Annotated in this window: 15 protein-coding genes; all 15 read left to right on the top strand. The window is 47.8% G+C overall.

Features of this window, described 5'->3' with window-relative positions; genetic code table 11:
• Window positions 1-220: 220 nt before the first annotated feature.
• The 15 genes from P9B68_RS11515 to P9B68_RS11445 all read left to right on the top strand — a co-directional run bounded on the left by P9B68_RS11515 (window position 221) and on the right by P9B68_RS11445 (window position 10,217).
• On the top strand, window positions 221-664 hold the full coding sequence (locus P9B68_RS11515) for an HNH endonuclease (protein WP_135661133.1): 444 nt from the start codon (window positions 221-223) through the stop codon (window positions 662-664).
• 132 nt (window positions 665-796) lie between these two features.
• On the top strand, window positions 797-1,384 hold the full coding sequence (locus P9B68_RS11510; RefSeq protein WP_135661134.1) for a P27 family phage terminase small subunit: 588 nt from the start codon (window positions 797-799) through the stop codon (window positions 1,382-1,384).
• The gene (locus tag P9B68_RS11505; RefSeq protein WP_135661135.1) at window positions 1,377-3,113 is read left to right on the top strand and encodes a terminase large subunit; all 1,737 of its coding nucleotides are present in this window, start codon (window positions 1,377-1,379) and stop codon (window positions 3,111-3,113) included. The genes P9B68_RS11510 and P9B68_RS11505 overlap by 8 nt, the downstream gene beginning before the upstream one ends.
• Window positions 3,110-3,292, top strand: a complete 183-nt coding sequence (locus tag P9B68_RS11500; RefSeq protein WP_135661136.1) for a hypothetical protein — start codon at window positions 3,110-3,112, stop codon at window positions 3,290-3,292. Before P9B68_RS11505 ends, P9B68_RS11500 begins: the two co-directional genes overlap by 4 nt.
• Window positions 3,293-3,298: 6 nt before the next feature.
• Window positions 3,299-4,567 (top strand): phage portal protein, encoded by a 1,269-nt coding sequence (locus P9B68_RS11495; protein WP_277669095.1) that lies wholly within the window; start codon window positions 3,299-3,301, stop codon window positions 4,565-4,567.
• Window positions 4,557-5,261 (top strand): head maturation protease, ClpP-related, encoded by a 705-nt coding sequence (locus P9B68_RS11490; RefSeq protein WP_277669094.1) that lies wholly within the window; start codon window positions 4,557-4,559, stop codon window positions 5,259-5,261. The genes P9B68_RS11495 and P9B68_RS11490 overlap by 11 nt, the downstream gene beginning before the upstream one ends.
• Before the next feature lie 32 nt (window positions 5,262-5,293).
• On the top strand, window positions 5,294-6,469 hold the full coding sequence (locus P9B68_RS11485; protein WP_135661139.1) for a phage major capsid protein: 1,176 nt from the start codon (window positions 5,294-5,296) through the stop codon (window positions 6,467-6,469).
• 31 nt (window positions 6,470-6,500) lie between these two features.
• Entirely contained in the window at window positions 6,501-6,803 is a 303-nt protein-coding gene (locus P9B68_RS11480; RefSeq protein WP_277669093.1) for a head-tail connector protein, read from the top strand.
• Window positions 6,800-6,934 (top strand): hypothetical protein, encoded by a 135-nt coding sequence (locus P9B68_RS11475; RefSeq protein WP_277669092.1) that lies wholly within the window; start codon window positions 6,800-6,802, stop codon window positions 6,932-6,934. The genes P9B68_RS11480 and P9B68_RS11475 overlap by 4 nt, the downstream gene beginning before the upstream one ends.
• Window positions 6,935-7,387 carry a hypothetical protein gene (locus P9B68_RS11470; protein ID WP_277669091.1) on the top strand — a complete coding sequence of 151 codons (453 nt, stop codon included), beginning with the start codon at window positions 6,935-6,937 and terminating at the stop codon, window positions 7,385-7,387.
• A 2-nt stretch (window positions 7,388-7,389) separates the two neighbouring features.
• Window positions 7,390-7,875 (top strand): hypothetical protein, encoded by a 486-nt coding sequence (locus P9B68_RS11465; RefSeq protein ID WP_135661142.1) that lies wholly within the window; start codon window positions 7,390-7,392, stop codon window positions 7,873-7,875.
• Window positions 7,876-7,877: 2 nt separating this feature from the next.
• Window positions 7,878-8,327 carry a DUF6838 family protein gene (locus tag P9B68_RS11460; protein WP_243113038.1) on the top strand — a complete coding sequence of 150 codons (450 nt, stop codon included), beginning with the start codon at window positions 7,878-7,880 and terminating at the stop codon, window positions 8,325-8,327.
• A 2-nt stretch (window positions 8,328-8,329) separates the two neighbouring features.
• Entirely contained in the window at window positions 8,330-9,400 is a 1,071-nt protein-coding gene (locus tag P9B68_RS11455) for a phage tail sheath subtilisin-like domain-containing protein (protein WP_135661143.1), read from the top strand.
• A gap of 12 nt (window positions 9,401-9,412) precedes the next feature.
• Window positions 9,413-9,844, top strand: a complete 432-nt coding sequence (locus P9B68_RS11450) for a phage tail tube protein (RefSeq protein ID WP_135661144.1) — start codon at window positions 9,413-9,415, stop codon at window positions 9,842-9,844.
• Between the two features lies 1 nt (window position 9,845).
• Window positions 9,846-10,217: a phage tail assembly chaperone gene (locus P9B68_RS11445; protein ID WP_135661145.1), complete on the top strand. Its 372-nt coding sequence runs from the start codon at window positions 9,846-9,848 to the stop codon at window positions 10,215-10,217.
• Window positions 10,218-10,512 lie beyond the last annotated feature (295 nt).

The following is a 10,512-nucleotide window of genomic DNA, read 5'->3' as shown; positions in this document are numbered from 1 at the left end:
TCTGGCTGTGAAAAGCCAGGGCTTTTCTTATGCTTATTTAGAGGTGACAGTATGCTATGCAGTAAACGCTGCGTGTGGAATGAATACAGGCGGTGCGGAGTGATGTTCTGCATACTGCCATGTTGCGCTTATGAGAATTCAAAACAAGAGTTTGAAAGAACGGAGAGAACACACACAGAAAAGACAGTAGTGAAAAAATTAGATTGTAAAGGAAAGAAAAATGAGCCTTAAACATATCTGCCCTTATCTTGGTTGTCATGAACTGATACCGGTATCGGAGCGCTACTGCCAAAAGCATATGGCTTTAATTAATGCGAGGCAGGCAGAGTATGATTCATCCGTCCGGCATAAAAGGGATGCAAAGCTGACAGCATTCTATCATTCCCAGCAATGGGTTAAGTTGCAGCGGGTTATCATAGCGAAGTATCATGGGCTGGACCTATGGGCTTATTTCGTTGACCATGAGATCGTCAAGGCTGAAATGGTTCACCACATCAAACCATTACGTGAGTATTGGAGCGATAGATTGAGTATAGGGAACCTTATTCCATTGAGCAATGCCAACCATGGGATGATCGAACAGTTATATAAGACAAGTAAGCGCGAAGAAACACAACGGAAGTTGCTTGGACTGATTGAAAGATGGGAGGAAGAATTCGGCTGAATCGCTTGAAACCAAAAACATTGTGAATGGGGTAGGGGTATAAGAGAAAGTTTTGGCCAAATGGCAGAAGACCGCAAGCCCCCTTATTTCCCGCAAAAACTCCCTAAATAAAAATTGGAGGTGAAAACGGACATGGGTAGAAACGCAAAGCCGATTGAATTATTGGAGGCTGAGGGCAGAAAACATCTGACAAAAGAGGAAATCCGAACCCGCAAGGAAAATGAGATACAGTTTGGAAGCCATAAATTGAAATGCCCTGAATTTGTGAAAAACGATCTTGTTGCATATAAAAAATGGAAAGAAATCACCGCACTATATAAAGATTTTGACTTTGTCAGCTCCGGCGATTCGGGGCTGTTGGCCAGATACTGTAAATCATTCAGCGAATATCAGGATTTGCTGACATCGTATCAGCGGATTAAGGAAATTCATTACGATATGGCGGAACTGGACGAAGCACTCGAAGGGACATACGTAGATGATGAAAACGAAGAACGGAAATTGTTCAGCACCAAAGTGAAAAAGCAGCTTCGGGATATGATTTCGGTTAGCGCCTTGTTGTCTATTGAATCCGCCATTAATAAGAAGATGGATATGCTGATTAAGATGGAAGACAGGCTATTCCTGAATCCTTTGGCAAAAATCAAAAACGTACCGAAAAAGGAAGAAAAGAAGCCACAAAGCCGATGGGAAAACTTCGGCGGTGGTATAAGTGGATAGGGCGACAAAATACGCCGAAAGTGTGGTTAACAAAACGATCGACCGGCCGGTTGGGCGCAGCGAAATACTCGCCTGCCAACGGCATCTTCGCGATTTAAAGCGGCAAGGCACACCGGAATTTCCTTATGTATACGACGAAAAGAAAGCAAAGCACATGATTGACTTTTCGGAAAACCTGATTTTGGCGGAAGGGGATGAAAAACAGCCTTTCCGCGCGTATCCGTTTCAGGCGTTTATTATGGCAAACTGGAACGGATGGGTGCTGAAGGACACCGGGTACCGGAAATACCGCACATCATATATTCAGATTGCGCGCCAGAATGGGAAGTCAGTAATGAACGCCATTCCGGCGCTTTATTATGGGAATTTTACGGGTTATCAGTACCCGCAGATTTATTGCGTAGCTACCAAAGAACGCCAGGCAAAAATCGTATTGAAAGAATGCTATAAGTTCATTGAGGCAGATTCGGAACTGAGTGGAAGCAAATATGAAAAAGGTTTGTTTACGATTCAAGATTACAAAAGTGAAATTCGGTGTAACTTGACCCATGGAACGATTGCTGCCTTGGGACGTGATACCGATACTATCGATGGATTCCGGCCATATTTCGCCAGCGTGGACGAATACCACAAGCATAAAACCAACCAGATGTATAAGCTTCTGACAGATGGAACGAAAAAATTAAGATCATGTTTAGTTTCCATTATTACAACAGCCGGTTTTGACCTTAATTCCCCGTGCAAAAAAGAATATGATTATGCAATTGGAATTTTGAACGGGTTCCCGGATGAGAACCATTTCGTTTTTATTTGCGAACCGGATAAAGACGATATTGTGGGTGACAAAATCTATGATGAAAGTGTCTGGCCGAAAGCACATCCGCTATGGACCCCGGAAACGCTGACCAGCCTGCGTGCCGCTGCTTTGCAGGCACGCGAAAAGGGCGGGGAAGACCTGCTCGATTTCATGACAAAAGACCTGAATCTGTGGGTAGCGGCCAGCGAAAACCGGTATCTGGACGACGAGAAATGGAATCAGGCTGCAAGCAATACGACGCTTGAAGATATGCGCGGGAGAAGCTGCTGGCTTGGCCTGGACCTTTCCAGCGGCGGCGACCTAACAAGCGGGGCTTTAGAGTTCCCTTTGGAAGACGATTGCTATTTTATCGACAGCCATTCCTTTATGCCCGCCGCGCGGCTGTTAGAACACGAGAAAAAAGATAAAGCGCCATACCGTATGTGGGTAAAAAACGAATTGCTTACCCTAACAGAAACGCTTGGCGGGTACAAAACCGATTACAAATACATCCTGTCGTACTACAAGGACATTATTAAGAAGTACGATCTGCACCTGAAAGGGATTGCGTATGACCCGCATGGTGCAGACGCGTTTTTAAGCGATTTGGAAGAGTTCAACTGTGATCTGGTTATGATTCCGCAATCGGCACGTAACTTACACGACGCGACGGATGATTTTCGAAATTCGGTTGACGCCGGGAAAATCATCCGGGACAAACGGAACACCTTGCTGGAATGGAGCTTCCGGAATGCGGTGGTGGTTCATAACAGCTTCGGGGAAATGAAAATTGATAAAAATCTGGAAGAAAAGCGGATCGACCCGTGCGACGCTGTAATTGACGCGCACAAGCTGGCGATGGCAGATCGCCGGGAGAAAATAAACGTCGCAAAATATGACGACGAATTCTATGAAAAGTGGTGGGGCGTATGATAAAGCAAATCGTCAAAATAATATTGAACAACATGGAGGATGTGCTGATTCTAAGCGGGCTTGCCTGTGCTGCGGCGGCAACATTCCAGTTGTCTTTTATTGCGGGGCTTTATGTAATAGGCGTGGAGCTGCTTGGGCTTGGCATTTGGTTTACCGTGTACCCTCCGGGAAGGGAGTGATGTGATTTGCTTTTTCGAAGCGCCTATCGGAGACGGTTATATAATCAGCAGCTTACTGGGGCAGATCAGAACTGGAATGATCTGCGTGAATGGCTCGGGCTGACCGGGGATGAACTATCTATACGGGGTGAAAAGTCGCTGAAAGAGACGACGGTTTACGTTTGCGTGAAGATTCTTTCCGAAACACTTGGGAAATTGCCGCTGAAAATTTATAAAAGCGATGAGAACGTCCAGCGAAAGCCGGTAAATCATTATTTGCTTTTTCTTATGAAAGTACGGCCAAACCCGTATATGAGTGCATTTACATTCTGGTCATGCCTGGAAACGCAGCGGAACCTTTACGGAAATACTTATGCATGGATGGATATTAACAGAAAAAATGGCAGGATCCAGGGCTTTTATCCGCTTGACAGCCGGAGAATGCAAATTTACGTTGATGATGTGGGGTTGCTATCCTCAGAGCAGTCGGTATGGTATGTTTACACCGATAATCTTGGAAATCAGTATAAAATCGACCCTGACGAAATCCTGCACTTTAAGGGACTGACGACGAATGGCCTTGTCGGCCTAAGCGTGATTGAGCAGCTTAAAAATACCATTGAGAACAGCAATGCGTCGGCACAGTTTCTGAACAACAGTTACAAAAGGGGGATGTCGGTTTCCGGTGTACTTCAATATGTAGGCGACCTCGATGAAGAAGGCCGGCGGAAAACCCGCGAAAAATTTGAACATATGGCAACCGGCCTTATCAACGCAAACCGGATTGCCGTTATGCCGCTTGGAATGCAATTTCAGCCGCTGCAATTGAAGATGACGGACGCGCAGTTTCTGGAGAATACGCGCTTTACGGTTCAGCAGTTAACGGCAGCGTTCGGAATTAAACCCCATCAGGTGAACGACATGACGAAATCGTCGTATGCGTCGGTGTCAGAAAGCAACCGGGAATTTTACACGGACACGATCATGGCTATCCTGACGAATTATGAGCAGGAAATCACCTATAAGGTATTTTTGCCGTCGGAGCAGCAAAGTGACCTGTACGTGAAATTCAATGCCGATGTCATCCTCCGCGGCGACATAGAAAAACGCTATGCCATGTACAAGGACGCTGTACAGAATATGTTGAAAACACCGAACGAATGCCGGGCACTCGAAGAGGACCCGCCGATGGATGGCGGAGATATCCTGTATGGGAACGCCGCGCTTGCCCCGGCGACGCTGCTCGCCGAAGGCATAGCATTCCAGAAGAAAGGAGGGGAAAAGAATGGCAATTGAAATTAAAGGATATATCGTACCGGACGACGACAAATTTATTTATGATTATTTCGGTATCAGCGCCACATCTCCGAAAGATGTCACAGAAGCCATTGAAAAGGCGGACGGCCAGCCGCTGGATGTGGAAATTTCAACGTGTTACGGCGGGGACATTTTTGCCGGGTCGGGTATCTATTCCGCGCTTCGCGGGTACAAGGGCGGCGTACATATTCACATTACCGGCCTTGCGGCGTCCGCGGCGTCTGTAATTGCAATGGCCGGTCCGTCCGATATGTCACCGACAGCCATGCTGATGGTACACCGCGTGTCTACTATGGCAGAGGGCAATCTCCATGCAATGGACGCAACATCGGATATGCTGCAAAACGCCGATAAGGCAATCGCGGCGGCTTACGTTGCAAAATCCGGCATGGATGAAAAAGATGCCCTAAAAATGATGGATAAAGAGACATGGATTACCGCCGCGCAGGCTGTTGAATTGAAACTGGTGGATAAAGTTGCTGACGCGGCAACGCCACAGCTTGTCGCAGCCTATGGATTGCCGCTTTCGCACGCTGTCATCGAGAAGACCCGCGCCATGCTGGCCGAAAAGAAAACGGCCACGGGAAAGAATCCGAAGCTGGAAGAACCAAAGCCTACGGTGAGCAATCAATCGGAAAAAGAAAAAATATTACTGATGATCGACCTGATTTAAGGCCGGTCAAATTTATTATTGGGGGTATAATTATGACAAGAGAAGAAAGGGAACTTCGTAATCAGATTTCTGTCCTGAAAGCAGAAGCGCGCAATCTCGTTGCCGAAGATAAACTCAAGGAAGCCAAGGCAAAAGCAAAAGAGGCTGAAAATCTTACCGAAAAAGCCGATTTGCTGGCAAAACTGGAAGATGAATCCAATCTGGGCGGTATTCCCCTTTCCAAAGGTGAAAAAAAGGATTTGGAGGACCGCAAAGCCCTATATCGCAAAGCATTTTTTAAGGCTTTCCGCCGTCAGAAACTGAGTGCGGATGAACGCCAGATGCTGGATGAGGGCGAAGGAGGCGGTACTGTTACAGGGTTGCACGAAACCCCGGATGAAAACGGAGGCCTGCTGCTTCCGCAGGATGTGCAGACGGCGATTAACCAATATAAGCGTACGCTTTCGGAATTGGAGCCGTTCATTACCGTAACACCGGTTACTACCCTTTCCGGGTCCCGCGTATATGAAAAAGTAGCAACCATGACGCCGCTGGAGGAACTGGAAGCGGATGACCAAGATATTCCGGAAACGGATAACCCGACCTTTGAAAAAGTAAGCTATAAAATCAAAGATTACGGCGGCTGGCTGCCGGTTCCGAAGGATTTGCTTGACGACAGCGACCAGAATATTCTCGCTTACCTGACACAGTGGTTTGGGAAGAAATCCGTTGTTACCAGAAATACGCATATCCTTTCCATTCTTACAGCACTTACGCCGACAGCATTTGCCGACTACAAGGCAATTAAGAAGGCGCTGAACGTAACATTGGATCCGATGTTGGCGGCGTCCGCGATCATTGTAACCAATCAGGACGGATTCCAGTATCTTGACACGCTGGAAGATAAAAATGGAAAGCCCCTTTTGCAGGCTGACGTTACGCAGCCCACGCAGAAGCTCTTCGCCGGAAAGCCGGTGCATGTCATTGGGAACAACGTACTGGCAACCACGGGAACTGACAAAAAGCTCGCGCCGATCTTTGTTGGTTCGCTGGCTGACGCTGTGGTCATGTTTGAGCGTCAGGGCTACCAGATTGCGACAACGGATGTCGGCGGCACAGCTTGGAGAAAGAACCGTACCGAAATCCGCATGATTGAGCGTGAGGACTTCAGGCAGATTGACCCTGCAGCGGTTGTATATGGCAAGATCGATGTTACGAGCGTGCTTTAACCGGCACGCTTCCGTTTTGGGAGGCTGAAACATGGCGGAACTGATCGACCAAGCGATAGCCTACGCGCGTGTTGAAGAGGATAAAGAGGCTGTCCGTACGATTTTCGACGCGGCGGAAAATTACATCATTAACGCGATTGAACAGAAGGACAAGGCGGAAAACGAGAAAAACCCGATATTTTGCCTTGCCGTCGAAATGCTGTTCGCACATTGGTACGATAACAGGGGAGCGGTTGGGGAAACCGGCACGCTCCCGTTCGGCCTTCAATCGCTTATTGCGCAACTGACGTATTCCACCCCGTCTGCTGCACAGGAAGGGACTGAGGGAATATGAACGCAGGAGAATTGAATGAACAGATCAGCGTACTTGAGTTGCAGCAAATCGGGATTGTCTGCGGTTGGAATGTAAAGCGCGTTATGTTCGGGAAAGTGGAAAAGCTGAATAAAACCAATCTGTTTTCGTAAGTGGGAATCGGCGTAAAATCCGTAAAATTCACGGTTCGAAAGCAGGATTTGTCCCTTTTCAATGCTTTTCGCTGGAAGGGCGATTTTTATTTCCTAACCGATATTGCGGAAATAAAGCGTATGTATTACGAGGTTACGGCAGCCAGAATCGAGCCGAAGATCTGCACGGTAACCCGAATTACTGTCACAAAAAATGAACGCAAGAATCCGGTGAAGCGAAAAGAAATTTTGCTTACCTTCCCCGGGTGCCTGGTGGAAAAGTACATGGGATACGCCCAGCAGAAGCCGCAGGCCGTCAGCGAAATACAGTATGTGCTGGTTACGCCGAAAGCAGTTGCCCTGAAGCTTGCCGATTTGGTGGAAATCGAAGGGGTTACGTACAATGTTCAAATCGCCCACACGCTTGACCAGTACAAAAACGAGTACGAAATTTTAGTTCAGAAAGATGTGTGAAAATGAGCAACAATACCAGTATTGCCTCGGATGATCTGGATGTCTTGACAGCCGATCTTGACGCGCTTCTCAAAGAATTCCCGCAAAAGCGCCGGGAATTGCATGGATGCCTCGGGCGGATGTTGCAGGAAGAGGTAAACGCGCAGATTGCGCAGGCCGGATTTAAGGACGGCGGGGAGAAATTAAAAAGCTGGCAGGAAATGAAAGTCGGCAGCGGCGGCGGATATACCGCCGTAAGGCCGACCAAATCCGCAACCGGAAGCAATAGCCCAGGCGCGATTACCAACTACAACGAAGCGGGGCATAAAATTAGGAAGCCGAAAGCAGTACATAAAGGGAATAAAAAATACCGCTACCGTCCAAAAATCAATGTACCGTATGTTGACGGCAGGAATTTTTATGAAGCTGCGCGCCGGAATGTGGAAGCCAAGGCAATTCAGATTGTGGAAGAATTTGTCGACGAACTGGCAAAGGAACTGGAGGGTTGACGGTGATTACAACAAGGCAAATCATGGAATCAGTTAACGACCTTCTGGTTGACCAGTTGAATGCGGAATGTGTTTACCTGAACCGAACCCCGAAGGATTTCGAACGCCCTAGCTATTTAATTGAGGCCATTTCAAACGAACTCGGCTCCGTAAACTGCCGTACGGTGAAGCAAACGGTATATCTTACCATTACCTGTTTTGCTGTGGTGGACGCGTTTGGAAACAGCGACGACGGGGTATTGGTTAACCTTCAGGACGGCGTGCTGAACCTGTTCCGAAAAGGATATTTGAAAGTGGCGGACCGGGCGCTGGAAGTGCAAGCCAGCACCGGGGGAGCGGATTTTGACCGCTCTTATGTGGATCTGCAATTGGAATTTTATGACGACCGCTCCGATGAAACGGATACGGCGCCGCTGATGAAAGAAATTGAATGGAACTTAAAGGAGGAATAATCGTGGGACTGCCTAACATTAATATCAGTTTTAAAAACGCGGCCGCAACGGCGACACGGCGTGCTTCGCGCGGGGTTGTGGCGGTTATACTGCTGGATTCTGCCGCGGGTACCGCCGGGGCGCACGTAATGACCAGCGATACGCAAATCCCGAAGGAACTCAGCGTGGCAAACAAAGAGTACCTCTCCCACGTATTTTTAGGGTACGTCAATAAGCCTAGCAAAGTGATTGCTTACGTGCTGGCCGCAGACGCGGAAGGCCTTTCTGCCGCACTTGCGTATTTCGCAACGCAGAAAGTGAATTATGTAGTGGGACCGCCGGATTGCACTACCGCGCAGGCCGCCGAAATTGTTACATGGGTGAAAGCCCAGCGTGCAGACAAGCGGACGCCGAAAGCCATCGTGCCAAATACTGCGGCAGATAATGAAGGAGTCATCAATTTTACATCGGACGAAATCAGGGTGGGGGATAAGATCTATACGACGTCGGGATACTGCGGACGCATAGCGGGGTTGATTGCCGGCACGCCGATTACAATATCCTGCACGTATGCCGAATTGCCCGAAATAGCGGATGTAAAACGGATGACCGAGTCCGAAATCGACACCGCGATCGATGCGGGGCAGTTTGTTATTTTCCACGACGGGGAAAAAGTGAAGGTAGGGCGCGGCGTGAACAGCCTTACCACCACAACGGATCAGAAAAACGGTTCATGGAAAAAAATCAAAATTATTGAAGCAAAGGATATGATTGAAGACGATATCCGTATGCTGACGCAGGACAACTATATCGGGAAATACAGCAATACATACGACCATAAATGCCTGCTGATCACAGCGATCAAGGAATATTTCGACCAGTTGGAAACAGACGGGGTATTGACGGCCGGAAAATCGTCGGTTGAACTTGACCTTGAGGCTCAGGAAGCCTATTTGCAGGGAAAGGGAATTGACACGTCGAAGCTGTCCGAGCAGGAAATCAAAACGGCAGACACCGGTTCGCACGTTTTCCTGAAAGCAACCGTCAGTATTCCTGACACAATTGAGGACATCAATCTTGACATAACGTTTTAAGGGGGCAGAGATATGGATAATGCAAAAAGAATTATATCCGGCACTTGGGGGGAAGTTTGGCTTGACGGCGAATATGTTTCCGAGTGCTACGGCTGTAAACTGGCCGTAAAGGTCAACAAGGAAAAGGTTCAGCTCGCCGGAAAAATGGCGGTTGACAACAAGGTAACCAATATTGAACTGACCGGAAGCCTGAAATTGCACAAATGCAGCAGCCGCATGGCACGGCTGATCGGGGAAAAGATTAAATCCGGCCAGGACGTGCGGTTTACGATCATTTCCAAGCTGGCCGACCCGGATGCTTACGGAGCAGAGCGTGTTTGCGTTACCGGCGTTTCGTTTGACGACCTGACGCTTGCCGATTGGGAAGTTGGTAAAAACGGCTCCGTAGAGGCACCGTTTACCTATACGGATTACAGCTTCCTTGACCTGATTCCGGAGGTATAAAATGGATAATACGCTTGAACTGCTTCTGAAAGCAGAAATTCCAAACGCGCCCGAAAAGGAGCTGAAAATGAAACGGCTCAGCAAGCTTTGTGGGGGCAATGTGATATTTACCATCCGCGCTCTTACTTACAGCCGCGTTGCAGAGATTAAAGAATCCCACAACGTGGAAGACATGCCGGTCGTTATTGTTCTGGCGGGGCTGAAATCGCCCGATTTGAAATCGCCCGAACTTTTGGCAAAATACTCTGTACCGACCCCGGCGGAACTGCTGAAGAAAATGCTTCTTCCCGGAGAGATTGAAGACCTCTCCCGCGAAGTCGAAAAATTAAGCGGATACCGCGTTTCGACGGTGGAAGAAATTAAAAAAAAATAAACGATGATCTGGAAATCGGATTGATGTATCTGCTTTTCCGGGATAAGAACATCCTGCCAGGCTCTTATTACAATCTGCCGGAAGGCGATAAGGTTGTGATAAGGGCCTTTATGGAGAAATATTATGAGGAGTTGAGCAAACATGGCGAGAGATATTAGAGTCTGTTAACACTATTGCATTAAAGTATAAAATATAGTATAATAATTATATGGAAATAACAAAAGAACAATTTGATCGAATTGCCTCATATCTTCCGCGGCAACGTGGAAATGTGAGTATGAGCAATCTTCAATTT

It is taken from the genome of Caproiciproducens galactitolivorans (assembly GCF_029266045.1).
GTDB classification, from domain to species: domain Bacteria; phylum Bacillota; class Clostridia; order Oscillospirales; family Acutalibacteraceae; genus Caproiciproducens; species Caproiciproducens galactitolivorans.
Note: the sequence above shows the minus strand (reverse complement) of the source record. Positions and strands in the feature narration are given on the sequence as shown.

Excerpts from the sequence above, each read along its gene's own strand:
- P9B68_RS11485 (WP_135661139.1), top strand. The coding sequence starts at position 5,294 with ATGACAAGAGAAGAAAGGGAACTTCGTAATCAGATTTCTGTCCTGAAA.
- P9B68_RS11475 (WP_277669092.1), top strand. The coding sequence starts at position 6,800 with ATGAACGCAGGAGAATTGAATGAACAGATCAGCGTACTTGAGTTGCAG.
- P9B68_RS11450 (WP_135661144.1), top strand. The coding sequence starts at position 9,413 with ATGGATAATGCAAAAAGAATTATATCCGGCACTTGGGGGGAAGTTTGG.
- P9B68_RS11500 (WP_135661136.1), top strand. The coding sequence starts at position 3,110 with ATGATAAAGCAAATCGTCAAAATAATATTGAACAACATGGAGGATGTG.
- P9B68_RS11480 (WP_277669093.1), top strand. The coding sequence starts at position 6,501 with ATGGCGGAACTGATCGACCAAGCGATAGCCTACGCGCGTGTTGAAGAG.
- P9B68_RS11445 (WP_135661145.1), top strand. The coding sequence starts at position 9,846 with ATGGATAATACGCTTGAACTGCTTCTGAAAGCAGAAATTCCAAACGCG.
- P9B68_RS11510 (WP_135661134.1), top strand. The coding sequence starts at position 797 with ATGGGTAGAAACGCAAAGCCGATTGAATTATTGGAGGCTGAGGGCAGA.
- P9B68_RS11465 (WP_135661142.1), top strand. The coding sequence starts at position 7,390 with ATGAGCAACAATACCAGTATTGCCTCGGATGATCTGGATGTCTTGACA.
- P9B68_RS11515 (WP_135661133.1), top strand. The coding sequence starts at position 221 with ATGAGCCTTAAACATATCTGCCCTTATCTTGGTTGTCATGAACTGATA.
- P9B68_RS11490 (WP_277669094.1), top strand. The coding sequence starts at position 4,557 with ATGGCAATTGAAATTAAAGGATATATCGTACCGGACGACGACAAATTT.